The organism is Ruegeria sp. BG9 (assembly GCF_056538305.1).
On record NZ_JBQFSY010000011.1, the window covers coordinates 172,172 to 190,024 of the forward strand.

The window sequence follows — 17,853 nt, forward strand, 5'->3', positions numbered from 1 at the left end:
GGAACGCGCCAAATGTCTGACCGTCCGAATACGCCACTGCTGGACCTTGTGAACCGCCCTGCGGATCTGAAGCAGTTCTCGGACGCGCAATTGCATCAGGTGGCGCAGGAATTGCGGGCCGAGACGATCTCGGCCGTTTCGGTCACCGGCGGGCATCTGGGCGCAGGCCTGGGTGTCGTTGAGCTGACGACGGCGTTGCATGCGGTCTTCGACACACCGCGCGACAAGATCATCTGGGATGTGGGGCATCAGTGCTATCCGCACAAGATCCTGACCGAACGCCGCGACCGTATCCGCACCTTGCGCATGAAGGATGGCCTCAGCGGCTTCACCAAACGCAGTGAAAGCCCCTATGACCCGTTTGGCGCGGCGCATTCCAGCACCTCGATCAGTGCCGCGTTGGGCTTTGCCGTGGCGCGCGATCTGGGCGGTGTGACGCCCGAAGGGCTGGGCGATGCGATTGCGGTGATCGGCGATGGCTCGATGTCTGCGGGCATGGCGTTTGAGGCGATGAACAATGCAGGCCACCTGCGAAAGCGCCTAATCGTGATCCTGAATGACAATGAGATGAGCATCGCGCCGCCCGTGGGGGCTCTGTCGACTTACCTGTCGCGCATCTACGCCGAGGAACCGTTTCACGAGCTGAAGGCCGCCGCCAAAGGCGCGGTCTCTTTGCTGCCCGAGCCGTTCCGCGAAGGGGCCAAGCGCGCCAAAGAGATGCTCAAAGGGATGGCTGTTGGCGGGACCTTGTTCGAAGAGTTGGGGTTCTCTTACCTCGGCCCGATCGACGGGCATGACATGGACCAGTTGCTGCCGGTTCTGCGCACCGTCAAGGCACGGGCCACGGGGCCGATCCTGATCCACGTGCTGACCAAAAAGGGCAAGGGCTACGCCCCGGCCGAGCAGGCTCGCGACAAGGGCCACGCGACCGCCAAGTTCGATGTGGTCACGGGTGAACAGAAAAAAGCGCCCTCAAACGCGCCGTCTTATACCTCGGTCTTTGGCAAAACACTGGTGGAAGAGGCCGCGCGGGATGACAAGATCGTCGCCGTCACTGCCGCCATGCCCGATGGTACCGGGCTGAACCTGTTTGCAGAACGCTACCCATCGCGCTGTTTTGACGTGGCGATTGCGGAGCAGCATGGTGTGACCTTCTCGGCGGCGCTGGCGGCAGGGGGGATGAAGCCCTTCTGCGCGATGTATTCGACCTTTTTGCAGCGCGGCTATGATCAGGTTGTGCATGACGTGGCGATCCAGCGCTTACCAGTGCGCTTTGCCATCGACCGTGCCGGCCTTGTTGGCGCGGATGGGGCCACCCATGCCGGGTCCTTCGATATTGCCTATATGGCAAATCTGCCGGGCATGGTCGTCATGGCCGCCGCAGATGAGGCCGAGCTGATGCATATGGTTGCCACTGCCGCAGCCCATGATGATGGCCCGATTGCGTTCCGCTATCCCCGAGGTGAGGGCGTTGGCGTTGACCTCCCCGAACGGGGCGAAGTTCTTGAAATCGGCAAGGGCCGGTTGATGCAGAAAGGCGCGCGCGTGGCTTTGCTGTCCTTCGGCACCCGTCTCGCCGAGGTGCAGAAAGCGGCCGAGGCATTGTCTGCTCGCGGCATCACCCCGACCATTGCGGACGCGCGCTTTGCCAAGCCGCTGGACCGCGATCTGATCCTTGATCTGGTCGAAAACCACGAGGCGCTGATCACCATCGAAGAAGGCGCCGTGGGCGGGTTCGGCAGTCACGTCGCGCAGCTCTTGGCCGAGGAAGGCGTGTTTGATCGCGGGTTCAAATACCGCTCGATGGTCTTGCCCGACATCTTCATCGATCAGGCCAGCCCAGCGGATATGTACGCGGTGGCGGGCATGAATGCCGAACAGATCGAAGCCAAGGTTCTGGAGGTTCTGGGCGTTGCGACCATCGGCGAAAAACGCGCCTGATCGCCGCGTTTAACCCAGTTCTTTCAACCCCAGCCGCACGGCCCGGTTGGGGTTTTGCTTAAGGATATGTGCGCCAAGGCGACGGGCGAGGTCCTTGTGCCCTTTCTTGACCGCGCGATTGAACAGCTCTCGCTGATAGCGCGGGAATTGTCTGCGGGCGCGCAGAAGAGTGTAGAACTCAGCCTCGGTCAAGGTTCCGTTCAACGCCCCCAGAATGATCGGGTGCAGGATACCCATCTGCAGAAGAGAGGACCCCAACCGATGCCCCAGCAGCGGCGCGCGCAGATGCGAGACGTTGGTATTCGTGAACCGCGCTGCGTGGCCCGCATCCAGCGGCTCATAAGGGTCATAGAGGATCGACACCCGTCGTGCGGCCTGACTGACCTGCGCGGCATCGCCATAGGGGCCGGTAAAGTCCCGATCCCACACGGTTTTATAGCGCGTCTCCCACGGCACCACGGACTTGTCGACCGTGCTTTGCGGTGAGATCGCAACCACATCGCAGCTCGGTGCTGCCGGAGAAAAGGCGCAGGCCGCATAGCCGCCCATCGAGGCCCCATAAAAGACAACACGCTGAAACTGCTGGAAGAAACCGCTTTGCTTCAGGTTATCGAATTGGTCATAGACCCACGGTTCGCGATACCAAGTCCAGCCGCCCGCGATGGCCGACAGCATCGACCAGTTCTGCTCTTTGATGAAGGAATATCCCCATGGGCGGCGATCTTTGCGATTGTTCATCGCCACGTCCAGATTGTCGAAGGTCACGACCAGAGTGTCCTTGGACCGCGGCATATAAAGCAGCGAGTGCCCGTTCTCACCGGGTCGATACCAGCCGTCCTTGCCTGCAAGATCCGTCGCGATCCGCGCCCAGCTGCTTGCGGCATCGGTGGGTTCTGGCGGTTTTGGCAGAACCTTCACGCGGGTGACCTCGTGCCCATCAACCTCATGCGTGGCGATCTTTTCATTGGTCCCGAAGGCCTTGAGGAAGGGAAACGCGCCCGAACCTTTGCGGATATCCATGAAGAGCCGCGTGTCGGAATGCAGCATCCGGGTCAGGAATTTCTCAAGGAACGGCACCTTGTAGCGATCGCCGAATCCTTCGAGATTGCACAGCACATCCACCGGTTTGAGCCGGTCCTGGGAGGTGATGATTTCGATCCGGTCCCGGTCAACCTCATGATCGGTCAGAAAGGCGACATAGTCGGCGATCCACGGCTCCTCTTCGGATTTGAACTTGCCGCGACGGTTGACGTCGACCAGCTTGACGTCGCAATCGAACTTGTGATGCAGCGCCAGAACAAAGCTGCGCGCCTTGCCGGTCAAATCCGCGACCGAGCGGACCTCGGTCAGGTCGACCTCATCAATCAGCGCGCCGTCAAACACCGTGTGCCCACGCCCTTTGATCGGCGCGAGGACGGGGTTGATGCGCGTCTCGGCCACAAGCTTGGCAAGATATGTGCCCTTGGGCGGCAGGCCGTTGTGATGGTTGCCCAGCTGACGTTTGTTGGAGGCCCACAGATGAAGTGCCGTGGTGTCTTCGGTAATCAGCTGCTTGGCCAACGCCACACGACGCATGAACTTATATCGCTCGGGGAAGGTGACCGGGTAAAAAGCGCTGACGGGCAGGGCGTGGTGCTCCAAACCCATGGCGTGAACAAAATGGGTCACCATCATCGGCCCCCAGACACCCCATGGCTGCTGCGAAATGTGAACCGGATTGCCACTTTCTGCCGCCTGCTGCATGGCGCGCTGTTTCGCCTTCGGCAGGAACGGCGCGACGGAATAGCGATCCTCGGTGAAATCCAGCATCTGACGCAGCAACTCACTGTCCGAGGGCATCCCCAGCACCGCGTTGTTGATCCGAGGCGAGTCCGGCAGCTCATACCCAAAGACGTAGTCGCTGTCATAGGTCATGGGGCGGTGGCAGAAGACGTCCGTGTCGATCCAGATCATGCCAGCGCATTTCTGGATCATGTGCAGCCGGAACCAATCAGCAAACAGCGCGAATGAGTTCTTCTGTTCGTATTTGATGAAATCGTCGGTATCTATGATCTCGCGCCCGTCGCGGCGGATCACACCATCAGGGACGTTGGGGATATCCTCGTAGGAAAACAGGGTGATCTTCTGCCCCTTATCCACAAAGGATTTCAGGCACAGCTGTTCAAGCCAACTGAGCGGGCCACCGATCCATAACGTGCCAACCTCGCGCGTGCGTGCCATCCGCGTATCCTTGTGCCTGCGTGTATTTTGGCACACGCGTCGTTTTCTTGATCCTAAGGTCTTGCGCCGCGCTTGGGTACCGCCAGATTACGCAGCAGGCGCGAATAGTTGGCCGGGCGTGACCTTGGTGCATCCCGTTTTGCGCCGCATAGACAAGACCCAAGCGCCAAAGCAGGCAAGCGAGCAGACAGTCATGAGCAATGAGACTTATACAGTCGTCTCCACGATGAAAAACGAAGGCCCCTACATCATTGATTGGGTGGCGCATTACAAAACGCTGGGCTTTGACCACATTCTGGTCTGCACGAATGACTGCACCGACCCCACCGTCGAAATCCTTCTGCGCCTGCAAGAGATGGGGCTGGTCACCCAGCACAACACGATCATTCGCAGCGGCGGCATTCACCGTTCGGCCCTGCGGCAGGCCTCGCGTCGCTACGACATCGTGATGGATGCCAAATGGGTCTTTGTCTGCGATGTGGATGAGTACCTGAATATCCATATGGGCGATGGCTCGGCCCGCGCGCTGGTCGAAGGGTCTGGTGCGGATGCGGATGTAATCTCGGTTCCTTGGCGGGTCTTCGGCCCGGACCATATCGAGCGGTTCGACGACGCGCCAGTCACCCAGCAATTCACCATGGGCGAGCTTGAATGGGACGCAGAGGAACGGCCCAAAACCGGTAAATTCGTCAAGTCTCTCTACACCAACCAGCATAAATTCAAGCGGATGGGCCTGCATGCGCCGGTGTCTCTGGATGAGCATGTCTCGGACACCAAGCGCGTTCTGCCCGGCGGCGCGGACTACGTCGTAAATGGCGCCCGCACCGAGAACCCGCCCCTGTTTACCCACGCGCAGGTCAACCACTATGCGCTGCGCTCGATGGAGAGTTTTCTGATCAAACGCGCGCGCGGGCGGGCGAACCACAGCCACCATGTGCTGGGCATGGAGTACTGGGACAGGTTCAACCTCAACGACGAGAAAGACACCTCGATCGAGCGCTACGCCCCGCAAAGCAACAAGCTGGCGGATGAGTTGAAATCTGACCCGGTTTTGGGCGATCTGCATGCACGGGCGGTGGAATGGCACCGGCGCAAGGCAGCCTCAATGAAGCTGGATCCGGAAATGGACGAGCTGGTCAACGGGCTAAAAGCCGCGCTTTAGGGTCTCAAGCGTTTTGCGTTTTACCTGAGAAAAAATCATCGAAATGCGCGTTCGACCGCAGGGAGAGGCAGCGTATTTCGAATCAAATTAAACACAAAGCGATCTAGTGTTGGGTTTCCCCGTCATGATCGACGGTAAAGAACCAATCCTTGTCGGGGTCACGTTCCAGCACGTCATCCGGAATGGATGAAGGACCTTTGAGGAACACGTTCGCCCCGAAATGCCGGTGCAGGCGCGCAAGCTTTTCCAGACGCGCGCCTGTCAGTTCGGCGTAGAAAGCGGCGTAGTTCGGTGTGGCCTTCAGTTCCGCGATCTTGGCACGGTGGCAATCTACCGAATAGGCATGCGCGGCGGCGATCTCGGGATCGCTGAGCAGCCGATCCAGTTCGGCTTGCATCGCTGGCACCATGCGCGCGATAGAGTGATCCTCGGCGTAGTTGTTGTTCATACGGAACCAGTAGGCGAGGCCCTGATCCCGCTCAACATGGTTCACCCGGCCCCTGTCGCGCTTGACCAGAAAACTCTCGGCCGAGCGGACGGCATAGTGGTTCAGCTGCACAAGATCATAGCCATAGGTGTTGATCGTGGAGCGCCAGCCATTGCGAAACATCGAACGCGGCATCGGCGCGCCGGACCCGTTGACCCAGTTGATCTCCTCCCACAATTGCGGATTGAGGCCCTTGGGGCGATGTACACCCAGCTTTCGGAACAGCCCGATATTGCGGAATAGCGTCTTGAACCCCCAGGCCTGATGCGGTTTGCGGGCGTATTCAGGGGCGCAGCGCTGGAACTGTTCGATGACGGGTCTATCCTCGAACCCGTGCAGATCGCCATTGCCGAACAACCGCCAGGTCATCGCGATCATGTTGGCGTCAGGTACAGCGGCAAACAACCCGTCCAGAGTGCCATCGCCGCATTTGATGTTCACGTATTCGTCCACATCTATGCAGGCGACCCACGTGGCGTCTTTGACGATCTGCTCATCATCCGCGGAATGCAGGGCCGCGTGTTGCGGGCGCATATCCATCTGCCGGAACGGGTTGTCGCGATGCTGAACCAGGCCCTTGCTTTGCAGCACCTCCAGCATCGTATCGGTGCCGTCTGTGCAGTCATTGGTGTAGATCAGAAAATCATCGAACCCGATTGCCAGATGATAGGCGAGCCATTCCAGAATGAACGGGCCTTCGTTCTTCATCGTCGTCACGATGGCACATCGCCCGCGCCCTCTTTCCTTTGAATTGACCTCCAATTTGGGCATCCGAACCGGCTTGTGCCCCCAGGTCGTCGCGGACAATTGCAACAGCGGCTCATGCTCGATCAGAGAGGTCTTGGGCACGATTTTCGAGATCGCGCGTGTTGGGTGCCGCAACAGCATATGGCGGTAGAACCCCATAGTTAGGGTCGAGTCCGGGCGCGCATTTCCGACCCGGACCAGCCGCCAGACCGTGTTCGGGGCAGATTTGGCCGGCGCGATGCACCAGCGCTGCCGACCGCCCGTGGCATCGAATTGCACACAGATATGATCCCCGAAACGTGCCTTTTGGCCCGCACGCACGCGCCACGGATAACAATGCCGCCCGAACAGCGTGATCAGCCCGCCCTCGGCTGCGACGGCTGCGTCGAAGACGGATGTATCTGTTTCGACTATCAGGTCATGCACGTCGATATTTGCCACGGCGCGCGCCTGCGCCAGAAACCGTGTGCGCAAAATCTCATAGACCGAAAACGCGCCAAGCGGGCTGTCCCATGGGCTGCGGGGCGGGACCTTCATCCGGTCCTTTCCCGGAGACTCGCTGACGCAAAACGGGTGCGCCTCGGGCGGAAGGTCGGGTTTGCCCAGCGGCACCGGGCTTTGGACCAAAACCACGTGACAGGTCAGAGCGTGGGTTTCCAGACCCTCGCGAAGCGCGACGGCAAACCCATCCTCGGCACCGGGAGGGGCGCGGTCGAGGATCACCGCAGCCTCAAGCCCCTGTGTTTCGATGTGGTAGGCCAGCCACTGCAACACGATCTCAGCGCTTTCGCCGTTGCGCTGGGCGATGAAGGCATTCTGCCCTTCAAACAGCGCGCATTCGGAGGGTGCGCAGGTCAGATCAATGGCTTCCCCGCAGATCGTGAACTGAGAGGGGGCATCCTGCGGCAGGCGATATCGCAGGATGCGCGCGTCACCCACAGCGCCCGTCTCTTCAAGCGCGCTACCATCAGGGGGGACGATATCCTCGGGCGCTATCAAACGATCAAAGAACAAGGTGACGACCTGCGCGCCACCATCCTGATGCACAACCGCATCGAGCAGGATCGCGACACCCAGATCCTGACCTGCAAGTTGCCGTTCGATCAGCCCCATCACTCAGCCGCCTTTGACAAAAGCGAGACCTGTCGGGCAGCAAACGCAGCCCCCTCTTGCGCAGAGGGCGGGATGCTGTTGACCAGCCCTAGGCGGAACTCCAGCCGCACAGCCTCGATATCTTGCTGCAGGGTTGCGTAAGCGGCGCGGTGCCAGTTCAGGCAGGCCTCATGCGCGGCGGCTACGCCGGGTAGGCCCATCAGGTCGGCGTAAACAGCGCGGGTCGCATTCATCATTGCGGAAATGCTTGTCTCTTCGACCGTGTTCCAATTGCGCTCGGCCCAATAGATCATCCCGATCTCGCGGTCCATGTGGTTCGGCAAACCACGCGCGCGTTTGACCATGAACTCTTCGCGCGAGCGCAGGGCATAGTGGTTCAGCCAGACCTGACGCGCGCCCATTTTCAGACCATAGAGCGAAATCGCACCGTCATTCCCCGCGAAGCCCGCAGGCAGGTCCACCCCATCCGGGCCGATCCAGCGCGCGGGTTTCGACGGTTTGCTGCGGGGTCGATGCACCCCCAGCTTCTGAAACGTCGCCGGGCGGTGGAGCGTTTTGAACAGGTGGCCGAGCGGAAAATGCAAATCCTCGGGCGCGGCTTGTGTAAACCTCTCGGGCGTCAAACCGCTGCCACGCTGTACTTGACCACCCGTGCCAAAGAACCGCCATGGCAGGGCAAGAGCGTCGAAAGACCCCGACGCCGCCTCGAACCGGGTCAACAAATCCGGCAGAGTGGCATCCTGTAGAAACAAGAATTCATCACAATCGAAAAACAGCGCCCAATCAGCCGAAGCGTAAGCCGGGTAATCCGAGGCCAGTTTCAACGCCTGCCATTGCACCGCCTTGTTGCCTTGGGGGGTGAAGGGCAGATGCTCAATCCGCGCATCCTGGGCCAGCGCCTGCAACAACGCATCCGACCCATCCGAGCAATTATGGCTCAGCACCAGAAACCGATCAACGCCTGCCGCAAGGTGATGGGCCAGCCATTCCACCAGAAACGGCCCATCATCCTTCTGACATGTGATGCCCAATAGGGTCATGCATGACCTCTGACTGCTCTTGGTCTTTTCATCCACTTATAGGCGGATCGGAACAGGAAAGCCACGCGGTTGATCAGGGAACGGTTCCCTTGGGTAGCGCCAAAAAACAACGCCCCGCGTCTGGAGGAACGCGGGGCGGGTGTTGCGGCAGTCAGGGAGGAAGAGACCGCCGCAGGAACTTAAGGCGTGTTAGTTCACGGCCTTGGCATCAACCACATCTTTTTCGATGGCCTTACCCGAGGAAATCTGAATCCGGCGCGGTTTCAGCGCTTCGGGCACTTCGCGCTTGAGGTCGATGTTCAGCATGCCATTTTCATGGCTGGCACCTGTCACTCGGACATGGTCGGCCAGGGCAAAGCGGCGCTCAAACGCACGGGTGGCGATACCGCGGTGCAGATAGCTGCGGTCTTTGTCGTCGGCGGCTTTCTTGCCAGCCACGATAAGTGCGTTTTCTTTCACTTCGACGGACAGGTCTTCTTCGGAAAAACCGGCGACAGCGACGGAAATCCGATAAGTGTCGGCGTCGGTTTTTTCGATGTTGTATGGGGGATAGCTGGGCTGTGCCACGTCGTTGGTCAGAACGCGGTCCATCATGTCGGCGATCTGGTCGAAACCAATGGTGGCGCGGTGCAGCGGTGCAAAATCAAAACTACGCATGTGTCGTTATCCTCATCCTAGAGCGATTTACGATGTTCAGCCCTCCAATCTGGACGGGCCTTGGGTTATACCGGACCCCGTTGTGGCGATCCGGTACAAATCACATGGGTAGCGATTTACGTAAGTTCAACCCCCGCCCGAGCTGATGAATTTCGCACCCGATCCGGACTTGCCCGAACCCACTTGCAATCTGCGGATCTTAGCTTCGGGCCGGGGTGCATCCCGCCGCATGATCGCCTTGAGTTCGGCGACGACCGGAGACAGCTCCATTCCAAAGCCGATCTTGCGCCCTCCACTCTCGCCAATGGCGGAGACAACCGACAAAATCTGCCAGCGCGACCCGTTTTTAGTCAGAACAGCCGACCCCGATGAGCCAAAGGTGATATCGCAATCAAAGGTGATCAGCCCGTCTCGCCGATCCAGGATTCGACAGGATTTTTCGCGCGTTATGGCCTCGGACCGGCCTCGCCCGTAAGAGGCGATACTGAGTTCCGAGCCGATGACGGGCCCCTTATAAAGGACAAAAGGATCGGCAATCGAATAGGGGATCGGCTGATCCAGCCGCATCAGTGCCACGTCTTCGCGTACACCTTGATTCGATAGAGGGTCATTGGCCCCATAGCTTGGAAGCGTGGCAATCTGAACCACCTTGCGCTCGGCCAGAGCAACGCCATTGCTCAGCCCGGCACGGAATGTCACCTCGCCCGGCTCATAGGCCTGTCCGGTACGTTTATCCAAGGCACAATGGGCGGCTGTCAGCACCATGTCCTGCGCAATCAGCGTTCCCGTACAGAAAGACCGTTTGCCCACATCCAGGCGGCCGATCGCCTCCCACCCGTAGAGATCGTCGCGATCGGTTAGCGTGCGTTTGTTGCTTTGGGCCTGCGCCGCCGTGGCCACCAAAGAGGCGCACAGGACGAAAAGGGCAAAGGCATTCCTCATGGCCGGATAAACCTTGCCCCGACATTCTTGCCAGACCCGGTGCTGCCCGAAGACAGGCCAAACCCATTTCCATTGGACAGTTCCGCCTGTAGCAGCTGTAGCGATCCATCCAGCGCGGTGCCCAGAGATACGTTTTCCCCGTTAAGCTCGGCTTTGGCCGACACCACAGATACGATTCGCGGACGCTCACCACTCAGAGAGAAAATCGGCGCGCCAGAGGCCCCGAAATCAACGTCGCAGGACATTACCAAAACACCACGGTGCCCAGCCATGACCGAGCAAACCTGCTGCAGTGACGGGGCCTCGGCCCGGTCATGCGCGTAGGACACGACACCCACCTGCTCGCCTTGGTCTGGGCGCGCGCCGGTTTCAAAAGGAATAACGGTGGTGTTGCGAACCGGCTGCCAGAGTTCGATCAGCGCCAGATCGTAACGGACACGGTCGCTTGTGGCCCTGCCGTTATAGACATATTTCGGATGAATCACGGCCTGTCGCGCCGGACGATAGGCCGAAGCGCTCCCACGTCGCCAACCCGCCAGAAACTCGATCCGCGACGGGTCGATTCGCTTCTTGGTATGTTTTTCGAACAGGCAATGCGCGGCTGTCAGTACCAGCGTGGGCGAGATCAGCGCGCCGGTACAAAATCCGGTGCCATCAATATCCAGCCGCCCCACGGCCATCCATTGCCGCCCGGAATCCGACGTCTCAAGGCTTTTCAGCCCGGTATCCTGCGCCGAGGCAGCCATTGGCAGCACACTCAGCACGATGGCCTTGATCCAGTTGCGCACGCGGTTCTCCGGCTATCCGTTCCGATCAACTGTTCTACGGGTCGCGTGGGGCGAAAATAGGGCAGGTCGGCTTGGCGGAAATTTCCTGTTCAACTGATGCCAAGGCGCATCATCGCTGCCTAGCGCAAAATAGGCACCTCGGAAGTCGCCCTGCCCGTCTGCAAACCACGAGGTTTCGGACCTCCGGTGGCCCAATCCAGCAACTCGACCGTATGGACGATCGGCAGCTCGGTCCCCGATCCGATCTGCATCATGCAGCCGATATTCCCCGCAGCGATCAGGTCGGGCTTTTTAGCCTCAAGCGTGCGCACCTTGCGCTGTTTCAGCTGGCCCGAGATCTCGGGCTGCATCAGATTATACGTGCCCGCACTGCCGCAACACAGATGGCTGTCAGCGGGTTCAACAACCTTGAAGCCAGCGCTTTTCAGCAGCTCCTTCGGGTAGGTCTTGATCTGCTGCCCGTGTTGCAGCGAACACGCCGCGTGATAGGCCACGGTCAGCCCTTGATCCGACTGCTCGGGCAGATCCAATTGCATCAGGACCTCACTGACATCCATCGCAAGGGCCGACACCCGTGCCGCGTCCTGTGCCAGAGGGTCATTTCGGAACATGTGCCCATAGTCCTTGACCGTCGTCCCACAGCCCGAGGTGTTAATGACGATGGCGTCCAGCCCATCCCCATCCATTTCACGCACCCAAGCACGGATATTGCTTGCAGCCGCCGCGTGGCTCTGCTTGCTTTTGCCCATGTGATGGGTCAGCGCACCACAACATCCGGCCCCTTCGGCGACAACCACCTCGCATCCCAACCTGGTCAGAAGACGGATCGTTGCGTCGTTGATATCGGTGTTCAGCGCCTTTTGCGCACAGCCCGTCATCAAAGCCACACGCTTTTTGCGCGGCGTTTTGGGCGCAAAGCTCTGCGGGTCGTCATTGCGACTGACCGGAGGGATATGTTTCGGCGCCATGTCCAGCATCGCCCGCAGCCGGGCATCTGGCATCAGAAACCGGAACGGACGCCCCAGCTTGGCCCCGATCAAGGCCCAGCGAAATCGCATCGGATAGGGCAAAATCTGCGCCAGAACCCAGCGCAGCACACGATCGGACAATGGGCGCTTGTAGTTGTTTTCAATATATTCGCGCGCGTGATCAACCAGATGCATGTAGTGCACGCCCGACGGGCAGGTCGTCATGCAGGCCAGACAGGACAGGCACCGGTCGATATGTTTGACCGTCTTCTCGTCCGGCACACGCTCATTCTCAAGCATATCCTTGATTAGGTAGATACGGCCGCGTGGGCTGTCCAGCTCATCCCCCAGCACCTGATAGGTGGGGCATGTGGCGGTGCAAAACCCGCAGTGGACGCAACTGCGCAGGATCTCGTTCGAGCGCTTGATCGCCGGATCCTGCAGCTGTTCTTCGGTGAAAGTCGTCTGCATCGGCCTACCCCATCAATCCCGGATTAAACAGAGCTTTTGGGTCGAACCGCTGCCGCAACCCTTGACTCAGGGCTGCAACCGGTGCGGGCTCCGGTTGGAACCGGCCCAGCGCCTGAACCGTCTCGGGTTTAGCCCGCACGATAGAGGCATGGCCTTGAAAACCGCCAAGCCGCGCGCGGACATCGGTGCCCTCATCCACCAACGCCCAGATCAAACCGCCACCCCAATCGAGTAAGAGTTTATTGGCCTCAAGCCGCGCAGTGATTTCCGGCGCATCGCTGGGCTTGACCGAGATACGCCAGACATCGCCCTCTTTCCCCACGAACGGGGCCACGTCCCGGATCGCGCGCCAAGTGGCATCTGAATCCTCAACAACGGCTACCTCGCCGAACCCGGACAACACGTCCTGCAAGCGTCCGACACGATACGCAACCGAGTCCGCAAACCCCTCAATCCGCAGCAATGCCTGACCTGTTTCGGGGGCAAAGGCAGCTCCGCTCACCTCATAAGGCGACCTCAACGCGGCAGACAGAACCTCAACCGCGCCCGTGGCATGGGCAACCGGCACACCCAAGGTCACGACCGCTTCGGGGCTCGGCAACACTTTCAACGACACTTCGGTCAGCACCCCGAGCGTCCCCCAGGAGCCCGCCATCAGCTTGACCAGATCATAGCCGGTGACATTCTTCATCACCCGCCCGCCATTCTTGACGACCTGCCCTTGCCCGTCGACATAGCGCACGCCCAGCAGAAAATCCCGACACGCCCCGGCCTGCACCCGCCGTGGCCCCGAGCTATTGGCGGCAACAACCCCGCCAATCGTCGGCTCACCCGAGGTGCCCAACAGCACGCGGTAGTCCACAGGCTCGAACGCCAGTTGCTGACCTTCGGCCTCCAGCGCGGCGTCAATCTCAGCCACCGGGGTTCCTGCCTGCGCAACCAGAGTCAGCGCGCCGGGTTCATAGAGCGATATCCCACGCAATCCATCTACATTCAAAACCGCCCCCGGGCCATCCACCCCGCGCGTCCCGCCACCTGCAATACGCACCGGCCCCTGCAACCCGGCCACGATCTCGGCCAGTTCCGTTTCTGTCTCAGGTCTCATGACACTTCTTCTGTTCTAAAATACCTCGGAGGGATGGGGGCAGAGCCCCCTATTCCGCAGCCATCCGGCGCGCCTGTGACACGTCCAACGGAAACACCTTGGCCGGGTTCAGCAACCACTGGGGGTCGAACACATCTTTCACCGCCATCTGCGCCTCAAGATCGGCCGCGCTATATTGATGCGACATCAGATCTCGCTTTTCGATGCCCACCCCGTGCTCTCCGGTCAGGCAGCCGCCTACATCGACGCAAAGCTTTAGGATATCGGCACCAAACGCCTCGCATTTCTCCAGATCACCGGGCTTGTTGGCATCGAACAGGATCAGAGGGTGCATATTGCCGTCGCCCGCGTGGAAAACGTTGCCGACGGGCAGGCCATAATCCTCGCTCAACTCACCGATGCGGCGCAGAACCTGTGGCAGCGCCGAGACGGGGATCGTGCCATCCAGACACATGTAATCGTTCATCTGGCCCATCGCACCAAAGGCCGATTTCCGACCTAGCCAGATCTTGGCGCTTTCTTCAGCCGACTGGCTTTCGCGCAGTTCCACTGGGTTGTGGCGCTTGGCGATCTCGACGATCTTCGAAAGCTGGTAGTCGATCTCGGCATCCGAGCCTTCGACCTCGACAATCAGCAGCGCGTGGCAATCCGGGTACCCAGCATGGGCGAAATTCTCACACGCCTTGATGCAGAGCGTATCCATGAACTCGATCGCGACCGGCAAAATACCCGACTTGATGATGTCCGAGACACATTGACCGGCCACCTCATTGTCATCGAACCCCATCAGAACAGGCCGCGCGCCTTCGGGTTTGCGCAGAATGCGCAGCGTCGCCTCGGTCACGACGCCAAGCTGCCCTTCCGAGCCGCAGATCACGCCCAACAGGTCTAGACCGCCGGAGTCCAGATGTGCGCCGCCGATCTCGACCACGCTTCCATCCATCATCACCATGGTCACACCCAATAGGTTGTTGGTGGTTACTCCGTATTTCAGACAATGCGCACCGCCTGAGTTCATCGCGATGTTCCCCGCAATTGCGCAAGCCAACTGGGAGGATGGGTCGGGCGCGTAGAAGAAACCCTCCTCTTCTACCGCGCCGGTCACGCTGAGATTGGTGCGGCCGGTCTGAACGCGGATGAAGCGGTTGTCATAGTCGGTCTCCAGCACGTCATTCATGCGCGCCACGCCAAGGATCACACAATCCGCCGTCGGCAGCGCCCCGCCTGCAAGCGACGTGCCCGAACCACGCGGGACCACCGGCACGCCCTCGTCATGGCAAATGCGCAGCACATCCGAGACCTCCTGCGTGGTCGATGGCAGCACCGCCAGCATGGGCGGGCAACGATACGCGGTCAGCGCATCACACTCATAGGCCCGAGTCTCTGACGGGTCGTGAATCACTGCGTCCTCAGGCAAAACCTGCAGCAATCGCGCCAGAACGGCCTGCTTTCGCGCAAGCACTTCAGGATTTGGCTGGGGCATTTCCATGGCTGATCCTCCAATTTGGTAAAATAATATTACCAATTTCTCCGTCTGGCAAGTTTTATGATCTGACCCTACTGTCGCGCCATGACCTGGATTGATCGCGCGCTTATGTTTTCGACGCTGGACTATGCCGCCGTTCTGCTTTTGCTGGCGGCCTGGCAAGGGATCGGCTGGAAGATCGAACACCCATCGCCGGGCAAACTGTCCGTTGCGATGATGATGGATGATTTCCGCCGCGGTTGGATGCACGAGATGGTCACCCGCCAGCCCCGCATGTTCGACGCGCAAGTTGTTGCGGCCATGCGGCAGGGCAGCACCTTCTTCGCCTCAACCACAATGATCGCAATTGGCGGTGGGCTGGCCTTGTTGGGCAATACCGAGCAACTGGCAGGCGTTGCCAGCGATCTGGCCATTGGCAGCGCCCCTGCATTGGTGTGGGAGATCAAGATCCTCGTCGTGATCCTGTTTCTGGCAAACGCGTTTCTAAAATATGTTTGGGCGCATCGCTTGTTTGGCTACTGCGCCGTTCTGATGGCCGCCGTACCGAATGATCCCGAAGACCCGGAAGCCTACCCGCGCGCCGCGCAAGCCGCCGAGATTTGTGTGACCGCCGCCCGCAGCTTCAACCGCGCGCTCAGAGCCACCTACTTCGCGCTTGCCTCGCTCGCGTGGTTCCTTGGCCCCATCGCGCTGATCATAGGCACCGTGATCACCTTTGGTGTCCTTTACCGGCGCGAGTTCGCATCACATTCGCGAACGGTTCTTCTGACCTTGCCACCTGACACCAAGACGTGATCCCTATTTCGCAATCAATTCCTTAGGATCTGCCCATGCGCTACCTGATTCTGACCGCTTTCCTTGCCACACCCGTTCTTGCCGATCCGCCGACCATCGAGAGCGTCTCGGCCAGCCGCAGCGGAGATTCGTGGCGTTTTGATGTGACGATCCGGCATCCGGATACCGGATGGGATGACTACGCCGATGGTTGGCGCGTGCTGGACATGGACGGGGCCGAGCTTGGTATGCGCGTATTGCATCACCCGCATGTGGACGAACAGCCCTTCACCCGCTCGCTGAGCGGCGTTTCGATTCCCGAAGGTATCACGCAGGTGCAGGTTCAAGCCCGCGACAATGTCGGCGGTTGGAGCGAGGACACCACGATCATCGACCTGAACTAAGGATCAGAACACCCCGAGGCTTAGCCCCGCCGCCATAGCAGCGCCGATCTCGCGGCATTGATCCAGCTGGTCTTCGGGGATTGTCTTCTCAGCCAGTATCGCCTCAGGCGATTGAGCATGGGTGCAAATGATCAAAGGCGGCTGTACTTCTTTCAACCGCCAGCCGGTGGCGATGCGGGCGGTTTGGCGGGCGGCGTTCTCTCCATCTGATCCGGCACAGATCATCTGGGCGTAGGGGCGGCCTTCGATCCGGCCCAGAACGGGATAGTAGCAGCGATCGAAGAACTCTTTCATCAGGCCCGAAATCGCGGCGAGGTTTTCGGGGGCGCAGAAAATGTAGCCGTCGGCGGCCAGCAAATCTTCGGGTCCGGCCTGATCTGCGGTTTTCAGGACGATATCTGCCTCATCCCTACCGGCCTCGGCCGCTGCTTCGGCCATTTGCCGAGCACCGCCAGTGCGCGAATGATAGACAATCAGAAGCTGCGCCATGTCAGACCCGTTTCAGACCCGGTGATAGGGGCCGCCCGACAAGATGGTTGCGGCCCGGTAGAGTTGCTCGGCCAACATCACACGGACCAGCATATGGGGCCAGACCATGGACCCGAATGAGATGGAAAAATCCGCCTCGGCGCGCAGTGAGGGGTCAATTCCGTCTGCTCCGCCGATGATCAGCGCCAGATCCTGCCGCCCGGCGTCACGCCAGTTTCCCAGCTTTTGGGCAAAATCCGGTGAGGACATCAGCCGTCCACGCTCATCCAGCGTACAGATCACCGCTCCTTTGGGCAGCGCCTTGCGCAGCAACCCGGCCTCGGCGCCCATGCCGGCGTTTTTCTTGTCTTCAACCTCGATCACCCGCGCAGGACCAAGGCCCAGGCCACGGCCGGTCCGGTCGAATCGGGTCAGGTAATCGTCAAGCAGGGTCTTCTCGGGTCCGGCGCGCAATCGCCCGACCGCAACTATGCTGATACGCATATCTCTCTCGCCTCCGGCCCTTCAATAAAGGCCGGGATGGCGCCTCAGTTAGCTGAGGCGCTGCCGCCCGCAGGCTGCCACATCTTTTCCAGCTGGTAGAATTCACGCACTTCGGGGCGGAAGATATGGACGATCACGTCGCCCGTATCGATCAACACCCAGTCGCCGGCATCCTTGCCTTCAACCTTCGAGGTGAAACCGAATTCCTGCTTGATGCGATCCGTCAGCTTTTCCGCCATGGCTGCGACCTGACGGGTCGACCGACCCGAGGCAATCACCATGTGATCAGCAACAGAAGACTTACCTTGCAGGTTGATCTGCACGACGTCTTCGGCCTTGTCGTCGGAAAGTGAGGAAAGGATACGCTCAAGCAGCTTGTCGCTGATTGACTGAGAGTGGGCCATTACACTGGCCCCGTCATCGGCGGGCAAACCCGCCTGGGTATGTAGAGACAGGACATAGTCCTCCTTTGCTGCGCGCCGTAAAACCCGGCGCAGGGTAAATTCAAGGTAGCAAGCGACCCATGACATTTCAATGAAGCACGCCTGATGCCTCGCATGAATGTGCCCTGATGGC

General features: G+C 60.0%; 16 protein-coding genes. 4 read left to right on the plus strand and 12 right to left on the minus strand.

Features of this window, described 5'->3' with window-relative positions; translation table 11 throughout:
* Positions 1-12: 12 nt before the first annotated feature.
* On the plus strand, positions 13-1,941 hold the full coding sequence (gene dxs, locus ACR0I8_RS19150) for a 1-deoxy-D-xylulose-5-phosphate synthase (RefSeq protein ID WP_170692360.1): 1,929 nt from the start codon (positions 13-15) through the stop codon (positions 1,939-1,941).
* A 9-nt stretch (positions 1,942-1,950) separates the two neighbouring features.
* Here dxs and ACR0I8_RS19155 read toward each other — a convergent pair whose 3' ends face one another.
* On the minus strand, positions 1,951-4,161 hold the full coding sequence (locus tag ACR0I8_RS19155) for a hypothetical protein (RefSeq protein WP_170692362.1): 2,211 nt from the start codon (positions 4,159-4,161) through the stop codon (positions 1,951-1,953).
* 193 nt (positions 4,162-4,354) lie between these two features.
* Between ACR0I8_RS19155 and ACR0I8_RS19160 the strand changes: the two genes are divergently transcribed.
* Positions 4,355-5,323 carry a glycosyltransferase family 2 protein gene (locus ACR0I8_RS19160; RefSeq protein WP_170379746.1) on the plus strand — a complete coding sequence of 323 codons (969 nt, stop codon included), beginning with the start codon at positions 4,355-4,357 and terminating at the stop codon, positions 5,321-5,323.
* A 103-nt stretch (positions 5,324-5,426) separates the two neighbouring features.
* Here ACR0I8_RS19160 and ACR0I8_RS19165 read toward each other — a convergent pair whose 3' ends face one another.
* The 8 genes from ACR0I8_RS19165 to ACR0I8_RS19200 all read right to left on the minus strand — a co-directional run bounded on the left by ACR0I8_RS19165 (position 5,427) and on the right by ACR0I8_RS19200 (position 15,130).
* On the minus strand, positions 5,427-7,670 hold the full coding sequence (locus ACR0I8_RS19165) for a glycosyltransferase family 2 protein (RefSeq protein WP_170692365.1): 2,244 nt from the start codon (positions 7,668-7,670) through the stop codon (positions 5,427-5,429).
* The gene (locus ACR0I8_RS19170; protein ID WP_170692368.1) at positions 7,670-8,710 is read right to left on the minus strand and encodes a glycosyltransferase family 2 protein; all 1,041 of its coding nucleotides are present in this window, start codon (positions 8,708-8,710) and stop codon (positions 7,670-7,672) included. The genes ACR0I8_RS19165 and ACR0I8_RS19170 overlap by 1 nt, the downstream gene beginning before the upstream one ends.
* 189 nt (positions 8,711-8,899) lie before the next feature.
* Positions 8,900-9,367 carry an Hsp20 family protein gene (locus tag ACR0I8_RS19175; protein ID WP_170472764.1) on the minus strand — a complete coding sequence of 156 codons (468 nt, stop codon included), beginning with the start codon at positions 9,365-9,367 and terminating at the stop codon, positions 8,900-8,902.
* 126 nt (positions 9,368-9,493) lie between these two features.
* The gene (locus ACR0I8_RS19180; RefSeq protein ID WP_170692371.1) at positions 9,494-10,309 is read right to left on the minus strand and encodes a trypsin-like serine protease; all 816 of its coding nucleotides are present in this window, start codon (positions 10,307-10,309) and stop codon (positions 9,494-9,496) included.
* Positions 10,306-11,097, minus strand: a complete 792-nt coding sequence (locus ACR0I8_RS19185; RefSeq protein WP_480526893.1) for a trypsin-like serine peptidase — start codon at positions 11,095-11,097, stop codon at positions 10,306-10,308. The genes ACR0I8_RS19180 and ACR0I8_RS19185 overlap by 4 nt, the downstream gene beginning before the upstream one ends.
* Before the next feature lie 119 nt (positions 11,098-11,216).
* Entirely contained in the window at positions 11,217-12,536 is a 1,320-nt protein-coding gene (glcF, locus tag ACR0I8_RS19190) for a glycolate oxidase subunit GlcF (RefSeq protein WP_170692374.1), read from the minus strand.
* Between the two features lie 4 nt (positions 12,537-12,540).
* Positions 12,541-13,641 carry an FAD-binding protein gene (locus ACR0I8_RS19195; RefSeq protein ID WP_170692376.1) on the minus strand — a complete coding sequence of 367 codons (1,101 nt, stop codon included), beginning with the start codon at positions 13,639-13,641 and terminating at the stop codon, positions 12,541-12,543.
* 49 nt (positions 13,642-13,690) lie between these two features.
* Positions 13,691-15,130, minus strand: a complete 1,440-nt coding sequence (locus ACR0I8_RS19200; protein WP_170692379.1) for an FAD-linked oxidase C-terminal domain-containing protein — start codon at positions 15,128-15,130, stop codon at positions 13,691-13,693.
* A gap of 81 nt (positions 15,131-15,211) precedes the next feature.
* Here ACR0I8_RS19200 and ACR0I8_RS19205 point away from each other — a divergent pair, with 81 nt between their 5' ends.
* The gene (locus ACR0I8_RS19205) at positions 15,212-15,922 is read left to right on the plus strand and encodes a DUF599 domain-containing protein (RefSeq protein ID WP_170640695.1); all 711 of its coding nucleotides are present in this window, start codon (positions 15,212-15,214) and stop codon (positions 15,920-15,922) included.
* A gap of 35 nt (positions 15,923-15,957) precedes the next feature.
* Entirely contained in the window at positions 15,958-16,305 is a 348-nt protein-coding gene (locus ACR0I8_RS19210) for a hypothetical protein (protein WP_170692381.1), read from the plus strand.
* Between the two features lie 3 nt (positions 16,306-16,308).
* Here the strand turns inward: ACR0I8_RS19210 and ACR0I8_RS19215 are convergent, their stop codons facing one another.
* Genes ACR0I8_RS19215 through rsfS form a run of 3 tightly spaced genes read right to left on the minus strand, consistent with a single transcriptional unit; the run spans position 16,309 to position 17,681 of the window.
* Positions 16,309-16,794 (minus strand): NAD(P)H-dependent oxidoreductase, encoded by a 486-nt coding sequence (locus ACR0I8_RS19215; protein WP_170692384.1) that lies wholly within the window; start codon positions 16,792-16,794, stop codon positions 16,309-16,311.
* Positions 16,795-16,806: 12 nt separating this feature from the next.
* A complete protein-coding gene (gene rlmH, locus ACR0I8_RS19220) occupies positions 16,807-17,277 on the minus strand; it encodes a 23S rRNA (pseudouridine(1915)-N(3))-methyltransferase RlmH (protein ID WP_170379769.1) in 471 nt (156 codons plus the stop codon).
* Between the two features lie 44 nt (positions 17,278-17,321).
* Positions 17,322-17,681: a ribosome silencing factor gene (gene rsfS, locus ACR0I8_RS19225; protein ID WP_170379770.1), complete on the minus strand. Its 360-nt coding sequence runs from the start codon at positions 17,679-17,681 to the stop codon at positions 17,322-17,324.
* Positions 17,682-17,853: the final 172 nt, after the last annotated feature.

Excerpts from the sequence above, each read along its gene's own strand:
- ACR0I8_RS19170 (WP_170692368.1), bottom strand. The coding sequence starts at position 8,710 with ATGACCCTATTGGGCATCACATGTCAGAAGGATGATGGGCCGTTTCTG.
- ACR0I8_RS19160 (WP_170379746.1), top strand. The coding sequence starts at position 4,355 with ATGAGCAATGAGACTTATACAGTCGTCTCCACGATGAAAAACGAAGGC.
- ACR0I8_RS19210 (WP_170692381.1), top strand. The coding sequence starts at position 15,958 with ATGCGCTACCTGATTCTGACCGCTTTCCTTGCCACACCCGTTCTTGCC.
- rlmH (WP_170379769.1), bottom strand. The coding sequence starts at position 17,277 with ATGCGTATCAGCATAGTTGCGGTCGGGCGATTGCGCGCCGGACCCGAG.
- ACR0I8_RS19195 (WP_170692376.1), bottom strand. The coding sequence starts at position 13,641 with ATGAGACCTGAGACAGAAACGGAACTGGCCGAGATCGTGGCCGGGTTG.
- dxs (WP_170692360.1), top strand. The coding sequence starts at position 13 with ATGTCTGACCGTCCGAATACGCCACTGCTGGACCTTGTGAACCGCCCT.
- ACR0I8_RS19215 (WP_170692384.1), bottom strand. The coding sequence starts at position 16,794 with ATGGCGCAGCTTCTGATTGTCTATCATTCGCGCACTGGCGGTGCTCGG.
- ACR0I8_RS19205 (WP_170640695.1), top strand. The coding sequence starts at position 15,212 with ATGACCTGGATTGATCGCGCGCTTATGTTTTCGACGCTGGACTATGCC.
- rsfS (WP_170379770.1), bottom strand. The coding sequence starts at position 17,681 with ATGGCCCACTCTCAGTCAATCAGCGACAAGCTGCTTGAGCGTATCCTT.
- ACR0I8_RS19180 (WP_170692371.1), bottom strand. The coding sequence starts at position 10,309 with ATGAGGAATGCCTTTGCCCTTTTCGTCCTGTGCGCCTCTTTGGTGGCC.
- ACR0I8_RS19175 (WP_170472764.1), bottom strand. The coding sequence starts at position 9,367 with ATGCGTAGTTTTGATTTTGCACCGCTGCACCGCGCCACCATTGGTTTC.
- ACR0I8_RS19200 (WP_170692379.1), bottom strand. The coding sequence starts at position 15,130 with ATGGAAATGCCCCAGCCAAATCCTGAAGTGCTTGCGCGAAAGCAGGCC.
- ACR0I8_RS19155 (WP_170692362.1), bottom strand. The coding sequence starts at position 4,161 with ATGGCACGCACGCGCGAGGTTGGCACGTTATGGATCGGTGGCCCGCTC.
- glcF (WP_170692374.1), bottom strand. The coding sequence starts at position 12,536 with ATGCAGACGACTTTCACCGAAGAACAGCTGCAGGATCCGGCGATCAAG.
- ACR0I8_RS19165 (WP_170692365.1), bottom strand. The coding sequence starts at position 7,670 with ATGGGGCTGATCGAACGGCAACTTGCAGGTCAGGATCTGGGTGTCGCG.